Source organism: Comamonas sp. SY3 (genome assembly GCF_041730275.1).
In the GTDB taxonomy this organism is placed as follows: domain Bacteria; phylum Pseudomonadota; class Gammaproteobacteria; order Burkholderiales; family Burkholderiaceae_C; genus Comamonas; species Comamonas sediminis.
Genome location: NZ_JBGTYN010000016.1, coordinates 44,317 through 66,425, shown reverse-complemented (window position 1 = coordinate 66,425; position 22,109 = coordinate 44,317). Strand labels below are relative to the sequence as shown.

The following is a 22,109-nucleotide window of genomic DNA, read 5'->3' as shown; positions in this document are numbered from 1 at the left end:
AAAACCCTCCGTGTGGGCGGAGGGTTGGCAGGCGGGAGGGCGCTGAAGGGGGTTAGCCGCCTCGGCGCATCATGTCGAAGAACTCGACATTGCTCTTGGTCTGCTTCATGTTCTTGATCATCAGCTCCATCGACTCGATCTCGTCCATGTTGTACATGAACTGGCGCAGGATGCGGGTCTTTTGCAGGATCTCGGGTGCCAGCAGCATCTCTTCGCGGCGGGTTCCGCTCTTGTTGAGCTCGATGGCGGGGAAGACGCGCTTTTCGTACAGGCGGCGGCTCAGGTGCAGTTCGCTGTTGCCGGTGCCCTTGAATTCTTCAAAGATCACTTCGTCCATGCGGCTGCCGGTGTCGACCAGGGCGGTGGCGATGATGGTGAGCGAGCCACCTTCTTCGACATTGCGGGCCGCGCCAAAGAAGCGCTTGGGGCGCTGCAGGGCATTGGCGTCCACACCACCGGAGAGCACCTTGCCCGACGAGGGCACGACGTTGTTGTAGGCGCGGGCCAGGCGGGTGATGGAGTCGAGCATGATGACGACGTCCTGGCCCATTTCCACCAGGCGCTTGGCGCGCTCGATGACCATCTCGGCCACGTGCACGTGGCGGGCGGCGGGTTCGTCAAAGGTCGATGCAATGATCTCGCCCTTGACCGAGCGCTGCATTTCCGTCACTTCTTCAGGGCGCTCGTCAATGAGCAGCACCATCATGTGCACATCGGGGTAGTTGGCGGTGATGGCGTGTGCAATGCTTTGCATCATCATCGTCTTGCCGCTCTTGGGAGGCGCGACGATCAGTGCGCGCTGGCCACGGCCCACAGGCGCAATGATGTCGATCAGGCGGCCGGTGATGTTTTCCTCGGCCTTGATGTCACGCTCCAGACGCAGCTGTTCCTTGGGGAACAGCGGGGTCAGGTTCTCGAACATCATCTTGTGCTTGTTCTGCTCAGGGGGCAGACCATTGACCTTGTCGAGCTTGGTCAGGGCAAAGTAGCGCTCGCCATCCTTGGGGGTGCGCACTTCGCCTTCAATCATGTCGCCGGTGTGCAGATTGAAGCGGCGCACCTGGCTGGGGGAAATGTAGATGTCGTCGGTGCTGGCGGTGAAGCTGGTATCAAGGCTTCGCAGAAAGCCAAATCCATCAGGGAGGATTTCCAGAACGCCATCGGCAAAAACCTGTTCACCGGCTTTGGCCCGCTTCTTGATGATCGCAAACATCAACTCCTGTTTGCGCATGCGGCCAGTATTTTCAATTTCAAGCTCTTCTGCCAGCTTGAGGACTTCAGACACGTGCAGTGCCTTGAGCTCATTTAAGTGCATGGATGGACTCCAGAACGGAGTAACTGTTAGAGGTAGGGGGAATGCAGAGCCGGTGCAATAAGCGGGAGACCGCGAAGCCGGAGACCATGCGTGATCTATTCTTGGTCGGAATACGATCGGTGATCTGAATGAAGATTATAGACAGGTTACTGTACGAACATCCCGCTTGAATTATCAACTATATGTATCAAGCGGGACAGCGAGCGGCTAGGGTTTTCGATTTTCTTATAAAAATTATAGATAAATCAAAAGCTTGAAAAAGCAAAAAGCACGGCGCAAACCGTGCTTTTGGTGGCCATAGCCGCTCTGGCGGGATGCTGATGCGGATGTTGCGCTGGCATCCCGGGGCTGAATTTAGGCGAGTTGCTCGTCCAGGAAGGCCGTCAGTTGGGCCTTGTTCAGCGCGCCGACCTTGGTCGCGGCCAGTTCGCCATTCTTGAACAGCATCAGCGTGGGGATGCCGCGGATGCCGAACTTGGCCGAAATGGCACGGTTCTCGTCCACATTGACCTTGGCGATCTGCAGCTTGTCCTTGTAGCTGACCGACACTTCTTCCAGCACCGGAGCGATCTGCTTGCAAGGGCCGCACCATTCCGCCCAGAAGTCCACCAGAACATTGGTGTTGGGTTGCAGTACATCGCCTTCAAAGCTGGCTTCGTTGGTGTGCTTGATCAGGGATTCCGACATGGCAGGTTCCTTGTTAAATATCGGGTTTCTAGGCAGCGGGGATGCGCCATGGACAAAAGTTGAGGCCATTGTGACAGAAAGCAAGGCCGGGCGCAGGCAACGGACGCCGCATCTGACGCGTTGTAGGGGCGCTGGATGTCAAGCACAATGCGCTCTCAGAGGGAAAGCGTCCCGGGCATGCATGGCTGCTATGCCGGAGTTTGAAACTATCAATCGCTGCCGCCACTTGCAGGCGGCCGCGCCAGGAGGAGATGCAATTGGCACTGCTGAACAGGGACACAGCCTCTGTCTACGACACACCGCCCCACGGTGACTTTGTGCGCTATGTGGAGCAGCTCATCGCCCGGCAGAACACGGGCGCCGCCCATGCTGCCGGCAGCACGCAGCGCCCGGCGCGGCAGCGCCAGGGACAGGGCCAGGCGCTATCGGGGGCATCCGGCCAAAAGGCAAGCCACAACCCGATTGCCGACCAGGCCCAGGAGCTGCTTGACCGCATCCGCCAGATGGACCAAACGCGCAAGGACAAGCGCCCAGGCGCGGCGCAGACAGTGACCGCCACTGCGCGCAGCACCTCAGGCGCGTCCAGCACGTCCATCTTTGCTCCCGCTGGCGACGGCGCGGCCCCTCAAAAGTCTTTCAGCGGCTTCAAGCTCATCGGGCTGCTGATTGCCGCGATCCTCGGCATCATGTTCCCGCCGCTGGGCATCGTGATGTTGATTGCGGCTTTCAGAAAAGGCTGGTCCCAGAAGGGTTAGCGCTGGGAAAAGTCTCTGCAGTGGGGCGGCTGCGGCAGCGCCGGGCCGGGGCAGCAGACAGCGCAGGCGCGGGCCGGCGCATTTGTATGCATACGGTAAATGCTTGTAGGCCTGTGCACCAACTGGGGCGCCGGGCGTTGTGTATATGCTAGCCTTCGCTGCATTGCTAGTTGAACCACCACCATGATTGTTGACCTGAAGATTCTCGACCCCCGCATGCAAGACCAGTTGCCCCAGTACGCCACCCCCGGTAGCGCTGGCCTGGATTTGCGTGCCTGCCTGGATGCACCGCTGACCCTGGAGCCCAATGCCTGGCAACTGGTGCCCACCGGGCTGGCCATCCATCTGCGCGACCCCGGTTATGCCGCCATGATCCTGCCGCGCTCGGGCCTGGGCCACAAGCATGGCATCGTGCTTGGCAACCTCGTCGGCCTGATCGACAGCGACTACCAGGGCCAGCTGATGGTCAGCGCCTGGAACCGCAGCACCCAGCCGTTTGTGCTGCAGCCGATGGAGCGCCTGGCGCAGATGGTGATCGTGCCCGTCGTGCAGGCGAGCTTTCAGGTGGTGGAAGATTTTGGCGATGTGTCCGCACGCGGTGCCGGGGGCTATGGCTCCACCGGCACGCGATAAGCCGCCGCACCGTATTGAACCTGGCAGGGCGCGGATGCCCTGACCCCCAAGCCATTTTTGTGATCTGAAAGGAGAGCGCAATGTCTCAAACCAATCCAAGCTCGCGCAGCATGCTGCAACGCGCAGGCAAGCTGGGCCTGGCCCTGGCGGCCACCTCGGTGCTGGCGGCCTGTGTGCAGGCACCTCCGCGTTATGACAACCGCTACCCGCAAGGCCCCGCGCCCCAGCAACAGGGCAGCTACCCGCAGCAGGGCGGCTACCCGCAGCAAGCGCCTTACGGCATGGAATATGGCACCGTGGCCAATATTGAAGAGCTGCGCTCGCAGTCGCGCAGCACCTCGGGCGTCGGCGCCATCCTGGGCGCGGTGGTGGGCGGCGTGCTGGGCAACCAGGTCGGTGGCGGCTTTGGCCGTATGGCCGCTACCGCCGCCGGTGTGGCCGGTGGTGCAGCAGCAGGCAATGCGCTGGAGCAGTCGTCCAATGGCGGCCGCAGCACCGTCAGCGGCTACCGCATCCATATCAACCTGCAAAACGGCGGCCAGCGCATTTTTGATGTGCCCAACCCCGGCGACCTGCGCCCGGGTGACCGCGTGCAGATCAACCAGGGCCAGATCTCGCGTTATTGATCGCCGCAGTGCCTGCTGCGCTTGGGTGAACCCCGATGGGCAGGCGGCGGGCGCCGGGAGACAATGGCGCCGCGTGTCTCAAAAAGCGTGTACACCGCAACGGTGTGCACGCTTTTTTTGCGAGATATTTCCTCCCGATTGTCGAAACACCAAGGTGCCCCATGTTCCAGAAGAAAACCCATGTTCTCGCCGCGATGGCTGTCAGCGCGACCGCGCTTGCTGCGCTGTCTCTGCCTGCCCAGGCGGGCCCCCGGCTCGATGCCATCCTGCAGGCCAAGGTGCTGCGCGTAGGCACGCCGGGCGACTACCGTCCGTTTGCGATGAAGGCCGATGGCAAATATGCCGGCCATGACATCGAGGTGGTGGAAGCCATGGCCAAGGAGCTGGGTGTCAAGGTCGAGTATGTGGATACCACCTGGCCCAAGCTGATGCAGGACCTGCAGGACAACAGGTTCGATGTGGCCGTGGGCGGCATCACCCGCAATGTGGCGCGCCTGAGCAAGGTGCAGATGCTGCCCGGCTATGCGCCGTTCGGCAAGGTGGCCCTGGTGCGGGCAGCCGACAAGGACAAGTTCACCACACCCGAGAGTCTGAACCAGGCCAGCGTGCGCGTGATCAAGAATCCCGGCGGCACCAACGAAGCCTATGTGCTGCAGAACCTGAAGAACGCCCAGGTCAGCACGCACGACAAGAACGCCGAGATTCCGGGCCTGATCGCCGAAGGCAAGGGCGACGCGATGATCACCGAGACCTATGAGGCGCTGCACTACAGCAAGGCCGATCCGCGCCTTTACGCCGCGTACCTGGACAAGCCGCTGACCCCCGTCAACCAGCTGGGCTTCATGCTGCCGGTGGACGATGCCGACTACCAGCGCGTGATGCAGTACACCTGGGACGTGCTCGCGCTGCGCGGTGTGCTGCAGCAAGAGGCGCAGAAATGGCTGAAGTGATCCGCTAGGTCCATCGACACCCGCCGGCAAGGCAGCGCATGGCAGGGCCCGGCCGCTGTTGGCGCAACACTGAGCGGGCCCAAGCCCGCTGGTTCTTTGGCGGTGCGGGTGGGCTTATTCCAGCGGCTCGTCTTCAGGTGTGCACTGGCGCTTGAGGCTCTGCGCCTCATAGTCCAATGTCTGCTTCATCGCGCCGCCAAGCAGGGCTGCATCGATATGCAGATGAAAGTTGTCGCCGGTATTGGTTTGCTTGGCCTGGGCGGTCAGCATCTTGCCGCAGGTCACCGTCCAGCTCTTGTTGTTCTTGTCCAGCAGCTTGCTGTCTTTGATACGGCATTGGCTGAAGTGCTTGGACAGGATCAGGTCGGGGTAGAGAAAGCCTTCCTTGTCCACCAGCTCGGGGCCGATGCAGCGGTCCTTGGTGCGGGGGGGCTTGGCCGCCTTGTTGCCGATGGCCGATTTGGTCTCGGTGACGGAAAAAGCGCCCGGTTGGGCGGCATGGGCGGGCAGGGCAGCCAGCAGCATGGCACACAGGCCGGCGCTGGCGATCCAGGTCAATGTTGCGTTCATCGGAGAACTCCTGAGCGGCGGCCCATCCACACGGGGCCGCTATCACTTGGTTATAGCAGGCCGGCATGCGGCTTGCTGTAAAGCTGTGCGAAGCAACGGTAACGCTGCGCATCCAAGTTGCGCAGCGTGCAGCTCACGGCAGCCTGGCGCTCACTCGTCCTGCTTGAGGTCCTGCAGCACCACGGCCGCAATCTCTTCGATGGACTTGTGCGTGGTCGACAGCCACTGGATGCCGGCGCGGCGCATCATCGATTCGGCTTCGGCCACCTCCATGCGGCAGTTCTGCAGGCTCGCATAGCGCGAGTCCGGGCGGCGCTCGTTGCGGATCTGGGACAGTCGCTCGGGCGCAATGGTCAGGCCAAAGATCTTCTTTTTATAAGGCAGCAGCGCCGGGGGCAATTGCTGGCGCTCGAAATCCTCGGGGATCAGCGGGTAATTGGCCACCTTCAGGCCGAACTGCATCGCCAGGTACAGGCTGGTAGGCGTCTTGCCGCTGCGGCTGACCCCCACCAGGATCACGTCGGCGCCGGCCAGGTCATGGTGGGTCTGGCCGTCATCGTGCGCCAGGCTGAAGTTGATCGCCTCCATGCGGTCAAAGTATTCCTTGCTCTCGCTGATATCGGTGAAGCGGCCGATGCGGTGGTGCGACTTGGCGCCCAGCTCGTCTTCCAGCGGCTGCACAAACGTGGCAAACATGTCCATCACCAGGCCCTTGCAGTGCGCATGCACCACCTTGACCGTCTCGGGCTCGACCAGGGTCGTGAAGACAATGGGCTTTTTGCCTTCCTTTTCGGCTGTGTGGTTGATCTGGTGCACGGCCTGGTGGGCCTTGTCGACCGTGTCCACAAACGGCAGGCGCACCGCGCGGGTGGTGATGTCGAACTGCTTCATGATGGCGCGGCCAAAGGTCTCGGCTGTCACGCCGGTGCCATCAGAGATAAAGAAAATGGTGCGTTGGTGCATGGGGGTACATCGGCGGTAACGGGCGAATTCTGTCGCAGGCGGTGCACCGCTGCGTGCGGGCTTTGTCATTGTTGACCACGGTGTTCAGCAAGTCGCAAGCAAAACGGCGGCAGCACGCCTACAATGACGCCCATTATTCACATTTCCCGCATGTACTCCGGCCTACCAGTACAAATACAAAGCCAGATGTCCGAGCCCGCAGCGGCCGGACAGGAGTCTATGCCTGCGTGCCATTGCCCCCACTGCGGCCATGGGCGCCCGAGCCAGTTTTTAACTTCCGGAGCTTCACCATGTCCAACCTCTACAGCGCGACCGCCCTGGTCGTACCGTTTGAGAACCTGAGAATGACCGATGTCGAGGTCGTAGGCGGCAAGAACGCCTCGCTCGGCGAAATGATCTCGCAACTGCCGCAAGGCGTGCGCGTGCCCACTGGCTTTGCCACGACGGCCCACGCATTCCGTGAGTTCCTGGCCCACGAAGGCCTGGCTGGCAAGATCAGCGCCAAGCTCGCGGCGCTGGATGTGGATGATGTGCGCGCGCTGGCCCAGGTCGGCGCCGAGATCCGTGCGATGGTCGAGGCCCAGCCTTTCCCGCTCGATCTGCAAAAAGCGATTGCCGAGGCCTTTGTGACCTTGCAAGCGGGCAACACCGAGGCCTCCTTTGCGGTGCGCTCGTCGGCCACCGCAGAAGACCTGCCGGACGCCTCGTTCGCCGGCCAGCAAGAAACCTTCCTGAACGTGGTGGGCATCGACGATGTGCTGCACAAGATGAAGGAAGTGTTCGCCTCGCTCTACAACGACCGCGCCATCTCCTACCGCGTGCACAAGGGCTTTGCCCACGACGTGGTGGCCCTGTCGGCCGGTGTGCAGCGCATGGTGCGCTCGGACAAGGGCGCCGCAGGCGTGATGTTCACGATCGACACCGAGTCGGGCTTTGACCAGGTGGTCTTCATCACCTCCAGCTACGGCCTGGGCGAGACCGTGGTGCAGGGCGCCGTGAACCCGGACGAGTTCTATGTGCACAAGCCCATGCTCGAAGCGGGCAAGCAGGCACTGATCCGCCGCAATCTGGGCTCCAAGCTGGTGCAGATGGTGTTTGCAACGCCCGAAGAAAAAGCCGCATCCGGCAAGCTGGTGGCCACCACCGATGTGAGCCCCGAGCTGCGCAACCGCTATTCGCTGACCGACGCCGAAGTGCAGGAGCTGGCGCAGTACGCGCTGGTGATCGAGAAGCACTATGGCCGCCCGATGGATATCGAATGGGGCAAGGACGGCACCGACGGCAAGCTCTACATCCTGCAGGCACGCCCTGAGACGGTGAAGAGCCAGTCCAAGGGCCAGGCCGAGCAGCGCTACAAGCTCAAGGGCAGTGGCACCGTGCTGGCCGAAGGCCGCGCGATCGGCCAGAAGATCGGCACCGGCCGTGTGCGCCTGGTGTCCGACATCTCGCAGATGGACCAGGTCGAAGCCGGCGATGTGCTGGTGACCGACATGACCGACCCGAACTGGGAGCCGGTGATGAAGAAGGCAGCTGCCATCGTCACCAACCGGGGTGGCCGTACCTGCCACGCCGCCATCATTGCGCGCGAGCTGGGCATCCCTGCGGTCGTGGGCTGCGGCAATGCCACCGACTTGCTGAAGGACGGCACCCTGGTGACGGTCAGCTGCGCCGAAGGCGACACCGGCCGCATCTATGACGGCCTGCTCGAAACCGAAGTGACCGAGGTCAAGCGTGGCGAGATGCCGCCGATCAAGACCAAGATCATGATGAACGTGGGCAACCCCCAACTGGCATTTGACTTTGCCCAGCTGCCCAATGAGGGCGTGGGTCTGGCGCGTCTGGAATTCATCATCAACAACAACATCGGCGTGCACCCCAAGGCCATCCTGGACTACCCCGCTGTCGATGCCGACCTGAAGAAGGCCGTCGAATCGGTGGCCCGTGGCCATGCCTCGCCACGCGCTTTCTACGTGGACAAGATCACCGAAGGTGTGGCAACGATCGCTGCGGCGTTCTACCCCAAGCCGGTTATCGTGCGCATGTCGGACTTCAAGTCCAACGAATACCGCAAGCTGATCGGCGGCAGCCGCTACGAGCCCGATGAGGAAAACCCGATGCTGGGCTTCCGTGGTGCAGCGCGCTACATCTCCAAGGATTTCGGCGAAGCCTTCAAGATGGAGTGCGAGGCGCTCAAGCGCGTGCGCAACGACATGGGCCTGACCAATGTCAAGATCATGATCCCCTTCGTGCGCACCCTGGACCAGGCCAAGCGCGTGACCGAGCTGCTGGCGGCCAATGGCTTGAAGCGCGGCGAGAACGGCCTGGAAGTCATCATGATGTGCGAAGTGCCGTCGAACGCCATCCTGGCCGATGAGTTCCTGGAGTACTTCGATGGCTTCTCGATCGGCTCGAACGACCTGACCCAGCTGACCCTGGGCCTGGACCGTGACTCCGGTCTGGAGCTGCTGGCTGCCGACTTTGACGAGCGCGACCCTGCCGTCAAGAAGATGCTCGAGCGCGCCATCACGGCCTGCCTGGCACAGAACAAGTACGTCGGTATCTGCGGCCAGGGCCCTTCGGACCATCCGGACTTTGCGCAGTGGCTGGCGGACAAGGGCATTGCCTCGATCTCGCTGAACCCTGACAGCGTCATCGACACCTGGCAGCGCCTGGCCGCCAAGTAAGCGGCACTGCCCTGTCACCGCGACGGTGGCAGGTACCGGACAAGGCGCCAAAACCAAAAAGCCAGTCAGACATTCTGACTGGCTTTTTTGCGTCTTAAGGCTGCTGCAGCCGGCCAGGCCGGCTAGAGGCGCAGACTCAGGCGCTCAGCTTGGCGGCCAGGGCCGCAACCTTGGCGCCCTGGGCAAAGGCCAGTTCCAGTTCGGGGGCGGAAGGCTGGCGCGAGCCATCGGCGCCGGCCAGGGTGGCAGCGCCGTAAGGCGAGCCGCCCTTGGCCTGCGACAGGTCGAACTGCGAAGGCAGACCAAAGCCAGCGGGAACGATCACCATGCCGTGGTGGGCCAGGGTGTTCCAGAACGAGGTCACGGTGGTTTCCTGGCCGCCCAAGGTGCCGGTCGACGTGAACACGCTGCCCACCTTGCCCGACAGTGCGCCCTTGGCCCAGAGGCCGCCGGTCTGGTCGAGGAAGCTGCGCATCTGGCCGCTCATATTGCCAAAACGGGTGGGGGTGCCAAAGATGATGGCGTCGTACTCTGCCAGCTCGGCAGGCGTGGCGACGGCGGCTGCCTGGTCCACCTTGACGCCAGCGGCCTGGAAGGCCTCTTGCGGCATGGTCTCGGGTACGCGCTTGATGACCACCTCAGTGCCGGCGACACTGCGTGCGCCTTCGGCGATCTTGCCGGCCATGGTCTCGATGTGACCGTACATGGAATGGTAGAGAACCAGAACTTTAGCCATGGTGAATATTTCCTTTGTCTATGAAGAGGGACCGCTACAGCGGTGGGAGCGTCTCCAGAACCGGTATGCGATCCGTTCTTAGCGCCTGGATCTACTGTAGGGCGTCTGCGCCTGTTTGGGGTGCCCCGGGTTTGAACGCAGCGTTGCATGGATTTGAACAATCGCCGCCAGCCAGCATGGCGCGCCAGAGCCTTCCTGGGCTGGTGCGATCACCAGGCGCTGCGCGCCAAGAGCAGCTGGCACAGCGCCTGCACCTTGGGTGAGGCATGGCGCGTGCGCGGGTAGACCAGGGAGAGCGCACGGCTGCGGCCTTCCAGCGCGGGCAGCAGCCGCTCCAGCCGGCCGTCGGCCAGCGCATCCCGCACCGCAAACCCCATCACCTGGGCCACGCCCAGGCCGGCGATCGCGCCTTCGATCAACGGGTCACCACTGTCGAACCGGATGGCGTGGGGCGCCGGCCAGTCGATGGTGCTGCCGTCGGGGTGGCGAAACTGCCAGGGCACGGCAAATCCCCGGTAGTGGTTGTAGACCGACAGGCAGCGGTGCGTGGCCAGCTCTTGCAGGTTTTGCGGCCGGCCGTGGCGGGCCGTATAGGCGGGCGAGGCGACCGTCACCCAGTGCAGCGGCGGCAGCGGCCGGCCGATCATCCGGCTGTCGAGCAAGGGGCCGATGCGCACTGCAGCGTCAAAACCCTCGTCCACCATGTCCACCAGCCGATCGGTGAAGCTGGCCTCGATCTGCAGGCCCGGGTGCTGCTGCAGCAGCTGGCCCAGCAAGGGCGTCAGCACCACCCGGCCCAGCACTGATGGCGCCGTCATGCGCAGCACGCCGGTAGGCTCGCAGCGCCGGTCCAGCAGCTGCTGCCTGGCATCGTCCAGCCCGGCAATCAAGTCGGCACTGCGGTCCACCAGCAGGCAGCCATCGGGGGTCAGCGACACATTGCGGGTATTGCGGTGGAGCAGGCGGGTGCCCAGATCAGCTTCCAACTGCGCAATGGCGCGGGAGATGCGCGACTGCGTCGTGCCCAGGCTGTGGGCGGCCTGGGTAAAGCTCTTGTGTTCGGCCACCTTGATCAGCATGTTGACCGCGTTCAAATCCATCGGCTGCTCCTGCCCCACTATTGATTCATTTTTGCATAAGTAAAAGATATTTTTTCTGTTTATCTTCGTTATTGGTTTGAATACCATGTCGCCATGACCGGTCATCACCCGCCTGCAGGCGCTGCCCCAGCACTTGCAGGTTCGTATGTTTTGGAGTGATGAAGTGACCCTTGAGAAACCTGTGCACCCCGCTGGGGTGCTGCGCCATCCGCGCGCCGCGCTGGCGCTGCTGTCGTTGGCGCAACTGCTGATTGCGCTTGATGCCACGATTGTCTTTGTCGCGCTGGATGCCATGGGCCAGCAGCTGCAGCTCGATGCCCGCCACCTGCAATGGGTCATCAGCGGCTACAGCGTGGCCTTTGGCGGCTGCCTGCTGTTGGGCGGGCGCTGCGCTGATCTGCTGGGCCAGCGCCGCATGTATGTGGCGGCGATGGCGCTGTTTGGCCTGGCCTCCTTGGCTGGCGGCTTTGCGCATCTGCCCTGGCAGTTGGTGGCGGCGCGCGCCGGGCAGGGCGTTGCAGCGGCGCTGCTGTTCCCGGCCACCTTGTCGATGATCAATACCTTGTACGCCGCCGGCGCCGAGCGCAACCGCGCGCTGGCCGTCTGGAGCATGGCCAGTGCCGGCGGGCTGGCGGCTGGCGCCTTGCTGGGTGGCCTGCTGACCCAGACCCTGGGCTGGAACTGGGTGCTCTGGGTGCTGGTGCCGATTGCCTGGCCCTGCGCGCTGGCCGCAGGCCGCTACCTGCCGGCGATGCCTGCCGTGCCTGTAGCGCAGCGCCGTTTTGACTTGCTCGGCTGTATCAGCGTGACCGTGGGCGCCAGCGCCCTGGTGGCCGTGCTGGTGCAGGGCCCGCAATGGGGGTGGGGCGATCTGCGCACCGCCAGCCTGTTGCTGCTGGCGCTGGCGGCGCTGGGCCTGTTCTGGCGCACCGAGGCGCGGGTGGCAGCGCCCTTGATGCCGCTGGCCATGCTGCGGGTGGGCAGCTTGCAGACCAGCATGCTGCTGGCCATGCTGTTTATGAGCAGCTACGGCGTGCAGTACTACTTTCTGGGCCTGTATTTTCAGCAGGTGCTGGGTTGGAGCCCGCTGCAGGCCGGCATGGCCTTTGTGCTGCCGACGGCCGTCTGCACCTGGGGCATCCGGCTGGCCGAACGCGGCCTGGCACAGCAAGGTACACGCAGCGTGCTTCTGCGGGGCTGGGCGGCCGGTGTGCTGGGCATGGTCTGGATTGCAGCCGTGCTGCCGCTGGCCGGCAACTATGCCTGGCTGGTACCCGGCTTTGTGGTGATGAGCCTGGGCCAGGGCGCGAGCTGGACTGGCATGTGGGTCCTCGTGGGACAGGGCATTGCGCCGGCGCGCCAGGGCGTGGCATCGGGGGTGGCGGCGACCGCGCAGCAGGTGGGTGCCGCGCTGGGCCTGGCCTTGCTGGTGATGCTGGCGGCCGCGCCGCTGGCCGGCCTGGAGGGAGCCAGCGCCGAGACCCTGCGCCAGGCCAATGCCCAGGGTCTGCAGCATGCGCAATGGGGCGCGGCGGGCCTGGCCTTGCTGGCCTGGCTGGTCTGCCTGCGCATGGCCAGGCCGCAGGCCCTGTCGCGTACGGATACCCCGCCGGTGGGCGAAGGCCGTGGCGTCTCCGTCTGAGCGGGCCCTGAGCTGCTATAGCGGCTGTACCAGGTAGACGCAGCGCTGGCCGCCGTCAAGCAGGTACTCGCTGCGCTCCAACGTGGCCAGATCCCGGACCACCTCCTGGAACAGTGCTTGCTCGGAACGGCAAAAGCCCCGGCAGCTTTGCGCAGCTGCGCAGATGGGGCAGTGGTGCTCCACCAGCAGCCAGCCTTGCGGGTGGGGCTCGACATGGGCCATATAGCCCTCCTGGGTGCGGACCTGGGCCAACTGGGCCAGGCGCTCAGGCAGGCCGGGGGCGGTGCAGGCCTGGCGGTAGCGGCTGCGAGATTGCGCTTCGCGCTCGCTGATCAGGCCGTCCATGCCTTGCTGGCCAAACAGCTTTTCGATCGCGCCAATCAGCTGCACCGTGAGCTGGGCATGGGCATCAGGAAAATAACGCTGCCCGGCGGCAGTCAAGGTCCACAACTGGCGCGGCCGGCCCGCGCCCGCCGGCTTTTGCAGATCGGCCTGCACGAGGCCCTGGTCGGCCAGCTTGTTGATCTGCTGGCGGGCGGCCTCGGCCGTCATCTGCAGCGCGCGCGCCAGATCGGCGGTGCTGGCGGGTGCCTGGCGCTTGAGTGCCTCTAGCATGCGCGTGGTGGCCGAGTGATCGAGGGAGGGCGATGGCATTTATTTATACAAGCAATAGCTTGTTTTATTCCTTGGGTGGGGGAATTATCAAAGACAATGCTTGCATTATTTCACAACAAGGAATGGCATGGCATCGTCCTCTTCATCACCCACGACTACGGCCGCAGTGCCGATGGCAGAACCCCCTGCAGGCTGGGCCCAGCTGCTGGGCCGTCCCCATGGCCTCAAGGCGCTGGCACTGACGGGCGCAGTCGCCATGCATGCGATCAATGTGCACATCGTCACCACGATCCTGCCTTCGGTGGTGCAGGAGATCGGTGGCCTGGCCTGGTATGCCTGGAGCACCACCTTGTTCGTCGTGGCCTCCATCATCGGTGCTGCACTGGCGGTGCGCATGCTGGCCGGTTGGGGCGCGCGGGGTGCCATGCTCGCAGGCCTGCTGGTTTTCAGCCTGGGCAGCCTGCTGTGCGCGATGGCGCCGTCCATGCCGATGCTGCTGCTGGGCCGGGCAGTTCAGGGCCTGGGGGGCGGGGCAGTGGGTGCGCTGAGCTACACCTTGATCCGGCTGGTGTTTCCGCCCGCGCTGTGGCCGCGTGCGATTGGGCTGATCTCGGCGATGTGGGGCGTGGCCACCCTGAGCGGCCCGGCGGTAGGCGGCCTGTTTGCCCAGGCCGGCCATTGGCGGCTGGCCTTTGGGGCGCTGCTGCCCTTGCTGCTGCTGCAAATGCTGCTGGTGCACCGCCAGCTGGCGCCGCAGCGCCTGCTGCGCAGCACGCCGGCGCAGGACAGCGGCATTGCCGGCCCACAGATCGCGATGCTGGCGCTGTCGGTGCTGTTGGTGGCAGCCGCCAGCGTGGTGACGGAGCCGCTTTGGCAATGGGGGCTGGGCGCGGCAGGCTTGCTGGCCGGTGCGGCGGCGGTTCGCCATGAACGCCGCGCCAGCCGCCGCTTGCTGCCCCAGGGCGGCACGGCCTTGGGCCAACCACTGGGGATGCTGTATGCCGCTGTGGCCTTGCTGCTGATGGGGACGATGACGGAGGTGTTTGTGCCCTATCTGCTGCAACACCTGCATGGCCTGCAGCCTTTGACGGCGGGCTATGTGACGGCCTTGCTCGCGGGTGGCTGGTCGGTGGCCTCGGTACTGTTCTCTGGCAAAAGCGGCCGGGCGGGCCGGGCGCTGATGCTGATCGGCCCCGTGCTGTGCACCTTGGGCTTGCTGGCGTTGGCGCTGGCGATGCCCTGGCAGGGGAGGGCAGCCCTGGTGGTCTGTGGCCTGGCGCTGGCGCTGCTGGGCCTGGGCGTGGGCATGGCCTGGCCCCATGTGCTCAACGCGATCATGCACAGCGCCAGTGCGCAGGAGGCCGACAGTGCTGCCTCGGGCATCACGACTGTGCAGCTCTACGGCATGGCCGTCGGTGCCGCGCTGGTCGGCCTGGTAGCCAATGCACTGGGGCTGACCGCGCTGTCCGACCCGGCAACGCTGGGCCGCTCGGCGCTCTGGCTGTTTGCGGTGTTTGCGCTGTTCCCCGCACTGGCGGCCTGGTCGCTGCGGCGCTTTTTGCGCGGCTGATGGCAGCAGGCCTAAAAAAACAGCGGATGCCACCTCGGTGGCTCCGCTGTCTTTGGGGTTGAGACCGGTGCGGCTCAGCTCAGCAGCAACGCATCATCGGCAAGCTTTTCACCACGCACCTTCTCGAACATCTGCAGCAGATCGGGCACGTCCATCCGGGCGCGCTCCTCACCGCTGACGTCGAGCACCACCTGGCCCTGGTGCAGCATCACCGTACGGTCGCCTACATCCAGCGCCTGGCGCATGCTGTGGGTGACCATCATCGTCGTGAGCTTGCCTTCGTCAACGATGCGGGCGGTGAGCTTGAGCACGAAATCGGCGGTGCGGGGATCGAGCGCGGCGGTATGCTCATCGAGCAGCAGGATGCGCGAAGGCTGCAGCGCTGCCATCAGCAGGCTGACGGCCTGGCGCTGCCCGCCCGACAGCAGGCCGATACGGTCGCTGAGGCGGTTTTCCAGGCCCAGGCCCAGGGTGGCGAGTTTCTCGCGGTACAGCGCGCGGTTGGCGTTTTTGACGGCCTTGGACAGGCCGCGAAAATTGCCGCGCTCATGCGCCAGGGCCATGTTCTCCTCGATGGACAGGTCTTCGCAGGTGCCAGCCATCGGGTCCTGGAACACGCGGGCCACCTTGTGCGCACGGTCCCACACAGGCTTGCGGGTCATGTCTTCCCCATCGATAACGATGCTGCCCGAGTCGACCATCAGGTCGCCGGAGATCGCGTTCAAAAAGGTTGATTTGCCCGCGCCGTTGGAGCCGATCACGGTGACGAACTGGCCTGCGGGAATATCCAGCGCCATGCCGCGCAGCGCGCGGGTTTCGATCGGGGTGCCGGGATTGAAGGTGATCTTGAGGTCTTTTGCGCTCAGCATGTCTCTCTCCTTGTCAGTGCTTTTTCGCAAAACGACGTTTGAGCTGGGGGATGACCAGCGCGATCGTGACCAGCAACGCGGTGACCAGGTTCAGGTCCTGGGCTTTGAGGCCGATGAAATCCACATTCAGCGCCAGCGCAATGAAGAAGCGGTAGACGATGGCGCCGATGACCACGGCCAAGGTCGCCAGAATCAGCCTGCGCGACGGCAGGATGGACTCACCAACAATCACCGCAGCCAGGCCGATCACGATGGTGCCTATGCCCATCGAGCTGTCGGCGCCGCCCTGGGTTTGTGCAAACAGCGCACCGGCCAGACCCACCAGCGCGTTCGATACGGCCATGCCCAGCAGGATCATGCCGCCGGTGTTGACGCCCTGAGCGCGCGCCATGCGGGCGTTGGTGCCGGTGGCACGGATGGCCAGGCCACGCTCGGTCAGGAAGAACCAGTCCATCGCCAGCTTGGCGAGCACCACGATGGCGCACATCAGCAACGGACGGAACACATAGTCTTCCATGCCTGCGGGCTGCAACTGGTTGAAAAGCGTGGGGTCGTTGATCAGCGGAATGTTGGGGCCACCCATGATGCGCAGATTGATCGAGTACAGCGCGATCATCATCAGGATCGAGGCAAGCAGGTCCATGATCTTGAGCTTGACATTGAGCCAGCCGGTGATCAGGCCAGCAACGGCACCTGCGAGCGTGGCGCCAATGGTGGCGACAAAGGGGCTGTAGCCATGGGTGATCAGCACCGCGCAGACGGCAGCGCCCAACGGAAAGCTGCCGTCGACCGTGAGGTCAGGAAAGCGCAGCAAGCGAAAGGAGATGAACACACCGAGCGCCACCAGCGCAAAGATCAGGCCGATCTCGATGGCTCCCAAAAAGGAAAATAAGGTCATGGAGTTTTCTTGTCAGAGGTAGTCCGGATAACAAACAAGCCCCGCTTCTGGCGGGGCTGCGTCTTGTCACCCCCTGCGCTGCGCGGGTTGCACAGCAGCAGGCGAGGCGGCATCCATCACTGAATGACTTTGGCAGCCGACTTGACCAGCTCGTCGGACAGCTTGATGCCTTGCTTCTCAGCGGCACCGGGATTCACGTACAGCTCCATCTTGGTCGAGACTTCGGTCTTGATGTCGCCCGGCTTTTCACCCTTGAGGATGCGTGCCACCATGCGGCCGGTCTGCTCGCCCAGGTCGCGGTAGTTGATGCCCAGCGCAGCCACGGCACCACGGGCCACCGAGTCGGTGTCCGATGCGACCAGCGGCAGCTTGGAGTCCTGGCCGACCTTGACGAGCGCTTCATAGGACGACACGACGTTGTTGTCGGTGTTGGTGTAGATCACATCGGCCTTGCCCACCAGCGAGCGCGCTGCGCTGGAGACGTCCACCGAGCGCGGGGCAGCGGCTTCGACCAGGGTCATGCCCAGCTTGGGCAGCAGTTCCTTGAGTTCCTTGACGACCACGGCGGAGTTGGCCTCGCCGGGGTTGTAGACCATACCCACGCGCTTGGCGTTGGGCACGACTTTCTTCAGCAGTTCCATCTGCTTGTCGAGCGCCAGCAGGTCGGACACGCCGGTCACGTTGTTCTTCGATGGCTCCCAGCTGGGTACCAGCTTGGCGGCCACCGGATCGGTCACGGCAGAGAAGACCACCGGCACGGTCTTGGTGGCAGCCACCACGGCCTGCGCCGATGGCGTAGCAATGGCGACGATGGCATCGGGCTTGTCACCGACAAACTTGCGGGCGATCTGCGCGGCGGTGCCAGGGTTGCCCTGGGCACTCTGGTACTGCCACTTCAGGTTCTTGCCGTCTTCAAAGCCTTCGGCCTTCAGTGCCGCCTTGACGCCGTCGCGCACTGCATCCAGCGCAGGGTGTTCCACGATGGCCGTCACTGCCACAGACTTCTGGTCTGCAGCCTGCGCGGGCGCAATCGCCGCGATTGCCAGTGCCACAGCGCCCAGAGGGGCCCAAGCCAATTTCTTCATGCGTATATCTCCGCCAGGTTTGTTGAATAGCGTCAGCAGAACTGCTGCGTTGTATGCCCTGTAACAACAGGTGGCAAACAGGTAGCAGCAGTCTACACCCCACTACCCACGGGATGACACATTTGTGATCTATGGGATTGCCCTAGTTGCCCTGCCATCGCGAAACCTGTGTTGGGTTGCGCAAGTGGGCGCGGTCTCACAATAATATTTCTTTGAATAGTCTTTTTGGTCAAAAAAGCTGTGCGCAGCCGAGAATTTTGCAGCGCTGTGACAATAAAACTGTGCGCGCTGCCCGGGCCTCGATGCCCTGCATGGGAAGGCTGATCGCGCCTACCTCGGGTATCTACCGAGGTGGCGGATCCTGGTCCGGTGCGGCCCAGTGCAGCGGTGCCTTCAGGCGGTTGGTGCTGCTGGCCAACTGCTCCAGCGATGCGCGCAACTCCGGCTCCAGATCGCTGCGGCGGCTCAGGATGAAAAGCGATTTCGGCCCGGGCCCGGCCACTACGGCCCATTGGTAGTAGGGGTCGAGTGCCACGACGTAGTAACTGACCCCGAAAGGCCCGAAGCGGCTGATGCTGAAATGCACGGGCATTGTGAGCTGGTAATGGCTCGCCAATGCCGCGCCTTTCGCGTCCACCGGGGCCATGTAGTCCTGCCGTCGGTCCCAGCGGTTGGAGAGCGGGTCGTAGGACGTGGCAATCACGCGCACGCCGCCGTCGTAGCGTTGCAGGAACTCATAGCGCTCACGGGTGCGTAGCGCATCCTGCGGCTCATCGACCTTGGCGACCTTGTACCACAGGCCCATGAAGCGCTCGAGATCGAGAGAGGTGGCTGAGCTCAACGGCGCAGGGGCCGCAGCAGGAACTGCATCTGCTGGCTTGGCAGCCACGGGCGCGGCTGCGCGCTTGCCGCGTTTGGGCAGCGTGGCAGGGGTTGCCAAAGCCGCGCTTGCACCCAGCAGCATGCCCAGTAGCACACACAGCCACTGGCGGTACAGGTGGGCACGGGCACTCCGGACCGGAGCACAGGCGTTGCCAGCCAGGGCTCGGGCGGAATGGCGTGGGAGGCAAAACCAGACAAACATGGGCCATTGTCTGCACGCCTGCAGGCGTGCGCTTGTCGGCCAAATTCGGCAATCCATGGCCGGGCAACCGGTGTTTGCCCTGGCATCGATTCCCGAACCGGCGCCGCTTGCTTACATGCCGGTGTAGTTCGGTCCGCCACCGCCTTCCGGCGTCACCCAGACAATGTTCTGGGTCGGATCCTTGATGTCACAGGTTTTGCAGTGCACGCAGTTTTGCGCATTGATCTGCAGGCGCTGGGCATCCCCGCTCTGGCTTTCGTCCGCCACGAACTCGTAGACTCCCGCTGGACAGTAGCGCTGCTCAGGGCCGGCGTACTTGGCCAGGTTGATCTGCACCGGGACGCTGGCATCTTTCAAGGTCAGGTGGGCAGGCTGGTCTTCGGCATGGTTGGTACCGCTGATGAAGACGCTGGAGAGCCGGTCAAACGTCAGCTTGCCATCGGGCTTGGGGTACTGGATGGGTTTGCATTCCGACGCGGGCTTGAGGTAGGCGTGGTCCGGCTTGTCGCGGTGCAGGGTCCAGGGCATGTTGCCGCGCAGCACGAACTGCTCCAGGCCGTTCATGATCGAGGCGGTCACCAGGCCCTTCTTGAACCAGCTCTTGAAGTTGCGGCTCTTGTTGAGCTCTTCGTAGAGCCAACTCTTCTCAAACGCGGCGGGGTAGGCGCTGAGCTCATCACCCTGGCGGCCAGCGGCAATCGCTTCAAAGGCGGCTTCTGCGGCCAGCATGCCGGTCTTGATGGCCGCGTGGCTGCCCTTGATGCGGCTGACGTTCAGGAAACCGGCATCGCAGCCCACCAGCGCGCCACCGGGGAACACGGTCTTGGGCAGGCTCATCAGGCCACCGGCAGTGATCGCGCGGGCGCCATAACCGATGCGCTTGGCCGGCTTGATGCCTTTGGACTCGTCGCCTTCCAGGTAGTAGCGGATGTTGGGGTGGGTCTTCCAGCGCTGCATCTCCTCGAACGGAGACAGGTAGGGGTTGGAATAATCCAGACCGGTGATGAAGCCCAGGGTGACCTTGTTGTCGTCCAGGTGGTAGAGAAAGGCGCCACCGTAGGTGTCGTTGTTCATCGGCCAGCCGGCGGTATGCATCACAAAGCCGGGCTGGTGGCGCTGGGGATCGATCTCCCACAGCTCCTTCACACCCAGGCCGTAGGTCTGCGGATCCTTGCCTTCGTCGAGCTTGAACTTGGCGATCAGCTGCTTGCCCAGGTTGCCACGCGAGCCTTCGGCAAAGATCGTGTACTTGCCGTGCAGTTCCATGCCGAGCTGGAACTCGCCGGTGGGTTCGCCGTTCTTGCCAACGCCCATGTTGCCGGTGGCCACGCCCTTGACCGAGCCGTCTTCGTGGTAGACCACTTCCGCGGCGGCAAAGCCGGGGAAAATCTCGACGCCCAGGGCCTCGGCCTGCTCGGCCAGCCATTTGACGACAAAGCCCAGTTGCACGATGTAGTTGCCTTCGTTGTGGAAGCAGGGCGGCAGCAGCCAGTTGGGGGTGCGCAGACCGGATTTTTCGCTCAGGAAGACCATCGCGTCCTCGGTCACCGGCTGGGTCAAAGGTGCGCCCTTGGCTTTCCAGTCGGGGATCAGCTCGGTCAGCGCGCGGGGATCCATGATGGCGCCCGACAAGGTGTGCGCGCCCGGCTCGGAGCCTTTTTCCAGCACGACGACGGAGACATCGCTGCCTTTTTCCGCTGCCAGCTGCTTCAAACGGATGGCCGTGGCCAGCCCGCCTGGGCCGCCGCCAACGATGACAACGTCGTATTCCATTGACTCGCGGGGGCCATATTGGGCCAGTATTTCTTCGTTGGTCATCGGGGCTCCGTACAAATTCTTTTCAAGCGATGGGCAGGCATGTGGCAGATCTGTGTCTGGGTTGCATGCAGTGCCATGGATTTTAGGGCGATGTTGCAGTGCGGTAACCGCCTTGATCCTAGGGTTAGCCCTAGATTTGCGGCGATCTTCGCTCTGATTTCTGAGACAGGGGCTTTGTGCCAGTGAAAGTCGGCGACAAGGCCTGGCCGCTGGCGCCCGCTGCTTGGCCGTAATATGCCAGTCTATGAAAATCTTGCTGCCTGACCACAAACGCTGGGTTCATGACTCGCTGATGGATGTTCGCTGGGGGGATATGGACAGTCTGGGCCATGTCAATAACACGGTGTATTTTCGCTACATGGAAAGCGCGCGGGTGGAGTGGCTGCGCTCGACACGCGACACCCCCCATGGCGCGGGGCAGGGCCCGGTGGTGGTGAACTGCTTTTGCAACTACCTGCGGCAGATCGAGTACCCGGCCCGGCTGGTGGTGAAGATGTATGTCAGCGACGCGGCGCGCACCGCGTTCGAGACCTGGTACCAGATCGAAAAGCAGGACGCGCCCGGCGAGGTCTACGCCAGCGGCGGCGCCACCGTGCTGTGGGTGGATTTTGCGCGCCAGAAGGCGGTGGATCTGCCCGCCTGGATGCGTGGCATGGTGGAAGGCTGAGAACACCGGATTTTGCTGCGGTTCGCTGGTTTGCCTTGGCGTTGATCACGTAGCGCGCGCCGTCCAGTGCGGCCGGCTTGGTGGTCGCAGCGGCTTCGTTGCCGCCGGGCTTGGCGCCCGCATCGGCTGGGTCGGCCTTGATCCGCTGCACGTCCAGACCCACGGGCCCCCGGGCGGGCGGGGTCTTGCCGTCGGCGCCGGGTCGTCCACCCACGACGCTCAGGTGCGCCGATGCTGTCACTGCATGGACGCAGAGCCGGTGCTCAGGAGGTGCTGGCCTTGGGCAGCGGCGCCTGCCAGCGCGCGACAAACCAAAAGTAAAAACCGGCCGCCGCAAAGATGGCGGCCATCACGCCCAGCAGCAGCTGCATGTCGGGGTTGTTGGCATAAGGCCCCCAGACCACGCGGCCCAGCAACACGGCCACGACCACCGCCGAAATGACGGCGCAACGCCGGTTACGTGACAGCACACGCTTTTCTGCCTGGGCGATGAACAGCTCGGCATGTTCGCCATTGAAACCGGCAGCCTCCAGCTTGGCCAACAGATCTTCGCGCGACTTGCCCTTGAGGATGTCGCGTGCCAGCAGAAAACGAAGAACTTTGTTGGATGCGGAATCGGCCATGGTTTGGATACGGATAGCGGAAAAAGAGGATGGAGTGAGTGCGAGCCGCCCATTGTGCCTGGGGCAACGAAACCCCTGATTTGCGACACATTAACCTACGGGTTAACCATTATTTTGGTTGATGTGTCGTGAAATATTGCCGAAATGGCTAGCAAAAACAAATAATATGACGCTTTAATATGTTCATTTTGACAATTCCTGGTTGTAACATTTCTCCAT

At 63.4% G+C, this 22,109-nt stretch carries 21 protein-coding genes; 8 read left to right on the top strand and 13 right to left on the bottom strand.

Translation table 11 applies throughout. The features are described from left to right. Positions 1-52: 52 nt before the first annotated feature. Both rho and trxA read right to left on the bottom strand, forming a co-directional pair. On the bottom strand, positions 53-1,315 hold the full coding sequence (rho, locus tag ACCQ08_RS18200; RefSeq protein WP_239811627.1) for a transcription termination factor Rho: 1,263 nt from the start codon (positions 1,313-1,315) through the stop codon (positions 53-55). A 354-nt stretch (positions 1,316-1,669) separates the two neighbouring features. Beyond that, entirely contained in the window at positions 1,670-2,002 is a 333-nt protein-coding gene (trxA, locus tag ACCQ08_RS18195; protein WP_027010832.1) for a thioredoxin TrxA, read from the bottom strand. Between the two features lie 251 nt (positions 2,003-2,253). On the opposite strand from trxA, the gene ACCQ08_RS18190 reads away from it, so the two are divergent. The 4 genes from ACCQ08_RS18190 to ACCQ08_RS18175 all read left to right on the top strand — a co-directional run bounded on the left by ACCQ08_RS18190 (position 2,254) and on the right by ACCQ08_RS18175 (position 4,966). After that, positions 2,254-2,757: a hypothetical protein gene (locus ACCQ08_RS18190; protein WP_373450579.1), complete on the top strand. Its 504-nt coding sequence runs from the start codon at positions 2,254-2,256 to the stop codon at positions 2,755-2,757. A gap of 183 nt (positions 2,758-2,940) precedes the next feature. Next, complete coding sequence (gene dut, locus ACCQ08_RS18185; protein WP_313330233.1) at positions 2,941-3,390, top strand: dUTP diphosphatase; 450 nt, start codon at positions 2,941-2,943, stop codon at positions 3,388-3,390. Between the two features lie 80 nt (positions 3,391-3,470). Continuing rightward, entirely contained in the window at positions 3,471-4,016 is a 546-nt protein-coding gene (locus ACCQ08_RS18180; protein ID WP_373450578.1) for a glycine zipper 2TM domain-containing protein, read from the top strand. Positions 4,017-4,177: 161 nt separating this feature from the next. Then, entirely contained in the window at positions 4,178-4,966 is a 789-nt protein-coding gene (locus ACCQ08_RS18175) for a transporter substrate-binding domain-containing protein (RefSeq protein WP_239811631.1), read from the top strand. A gap of 114 nt (positions 4,967-5,080) precedes the next feature. Here the strand turns inward: ACCQ08_RS18175 and ACCQ08_RS18170 are convergent, their stop codons facing one another. Both ACCQ08_RS18170 and ACCQ08_RS18165 read right to left on the bottom strand, forming a co-directional pair. Next, complete coding sequence (locus ACCQ08_RS18170) at positions 5,081-5,536, bottom strand: hypothetical protein (protein ID WP_239811632.1); 456 nt, start codon at positions 5,534-5,536, stop codon at positions 5,081-5,083. Positions 5,537-5,686: 150 nt separating this feature from the next. After that, positions 5,687-6,499: a pyruvate, water dikinase regulatory protein gene (locus ACCQ08_RS18165; protein WP_239811633.1), complete on the bottom strand. Its 813-nt coding sequence runs from the start codon at positions 6,497-6,499 to the stop codon at positions 5,687-5,689. A 290-nt stretch (positions 6,500-6,789) separates the two neighbouring features. On the opposite strand from ACCQ08_RS18165, the gene ppsA reads away from it, so the two are divergent. Beyond that, complete coding sequence (ppsA, locus tag ACCQ08_RS18160) at positions 6,790-9,183, top strand: phosphoenolpyruvate synthase (protein WP_239811634.1); 2,394 nt, start codon at positions 6,790-6,792, stop codon at positions 9,181-9,183. A gap of 136 nt (positions 9,184-9,319) precedes the next feature. On the opposite strand, the gene wrbA is transcribed toward ppsA, so the two are convergent. Together wrbA and ACCQ08_RS18150 are read right to left on the bottom strand one after the other, a co-directional pair. After that, on the bottom strand, positions 9,320-9,919 hold the full coding sequence (gene wrbA / locus ACCQ08_RS18155; RefSeq protein WP_373450577.1) for an NAD(P)H:quinone oxidoreductase: 600 nt from the start codon (positions 9,917-9,919) through the stop codon (positions 9,320-9,322). A 209-nt stretch (positions 9,920-10,128) separates the two neighbouring features. After that, entirely contained in the window at positions 10,129-11,019 is an 891-nt protein-coding gene (locus ACCQ08_RS18150) for a LysR family transcriptional regulator (protein WP_239811635.1), read from the bottom strand. Positions 11,020-11,182: 163 nt separating this feature from the next. Between ACCQ08_RS18150 and ACCQ08_RS18145 the strand changes: the two genes are divergently transcribed. Next, complete coding sequence (locus ACCQ08_RS18145; RefSeq protein ID WP_373450576.1) at positions 11,183-12,661, top strand: MFS transporter; 1,479 nt, start codon at positions 11,183-11,185, stop codon at positions 12,659-12,661. A 15-nt stretch (positions 12,662-12,676) separates the two neighbouring features. On the opposite strand, the gene ACCQ08_RS18140 is transcribed toward ACCQ08_RS18145, so the two are convergent. After that, positions 12,677-13,315, bottom strand: coding sequence for a helix-turn-helix transcriptional regulator (locus tag ACCQ08_RS18140; protein WP_373450575.1), 639 nt, complete (start codon positions 13,313-13,315; stop codon positions 12,677-12,679). 88 nt (positions 13,316-13,403) lie between these two features. Here ACCQ08_RS18140 and ACCQ08_RS18135 point away from each other — a divergent pair, with 88 nt between their 5' ends. Continuing rightward, positions 13,404-14,846 carry an MFS transporter gene (locus ACCQ08_RS18135; RefSeq protein WP_312408747.1) on the top strand — a complete coding sequence of 481 codons (1,443 nt, stop codon included), beginning with the start codon at positions 13,404-13,406 and terminating at the stop codon, positions 14,844-14,846. Between the two features lie 74 nt (positions 14,847-14,920). Here the strand turns inward: ACCQ08_RS18135 and ACCQ08_RS18130 are convergent, their stop codons facing one another. The 5 genes from ACCQ08_RS18130 to ACCQ08_RS18110 all read right to left on the bottom strand — a co-directional run bounded on the left by ACCQ08_RS18130 (position 14,921) and on the right by ACCQ08_RS18110 (position 20,600). Next, positions 14,921-15,715, bottom strand: a complete 795-nt coding sequence (locus ACCQ08_RS18130; RefSeq protein ID WP_239811639.1) for an ABC transporter ATP-binding protein — start codon at positions 15,713-15,715, stop codon at positions 14,921-14,923. A 13-nt stretch (positions 15,716-15,728) separates the two neighbouring features. Next, on the bottom strand, positions 15,729-16,613 hold the full coding sequence (locus tag ACCQ08_RS18125; RefSeq protein ID WP_239811640.1) for an ABC transporter permease: 885 nt from the start codon (positions 16,611-16,613) through the stop codon (positions 15,729-15,731). A 116-nt stretch (positions 16,614-16,729) separates the two neighbouring features. Continuing rightward, entirely contained in the window at positions 16,730-17,698 is a 969-nt protein-coding gene (locus tag ACCQ08_RS18120; protein WP_239811641.1) for an ABC transporter substrate-binding protein, read from the bottom strand. 343 nt (positions 17,699-18,041) lie between these two features. Then, entirely contained in the window at positions 18,042-18,638 is a 597-nt protein-coding gene (locus ACCQ08_RS18115) for a lipocalin family protein (protein ID WP_312408752.1), read from the bottom strand. A gap of 255 nt (positions 18,639-18,893) precedes the next feature. After that, complete coding sequence (locus ACCQ08_RS18110; protein WP_373450574.1) at positions 18,894-20,600, bottom strand: electron transfer flavoprotein-ubiquinone oxidoreductase; 1,707 nt, start codon at positions 20,598-20,600, stop codon at positions 18,894-18,896. 244 nt (positions 20,601-20,844) lie between these two features. Here ACCQ08_RS18110 and ACCQ08_RS18105 point away from each other — a divergent pair, with 244 nt between their 5' ends. After that, positions 20,845-21,267 (top strand): acyl-CoA thioesterase, encoded by a 423-nt coding sequence (locus ACCQ08_RS18105; protein ID WP_312454984.1) that lies wholly within the window; start codon positions 20,845-20,847, stop codon positions 21,265-21,267. Between the two features lie 263 nt (positions 21,268-21,530). Here the strand turns inward: ACCQ08_RS18105 and ACCQ08_RS18100 are convergent, their stop codons facing one another. Continuing rightward, entirely contained in the window at positions 21,531-21,890 is a 360-nt protein-coding gene (locus ACCQ08_RS18100; protein ID WP_312408758.1) for a hypothetical protein, read from the bottom strand. Positions 21,891-22,109: the final 219 nt, after the last annotated feature.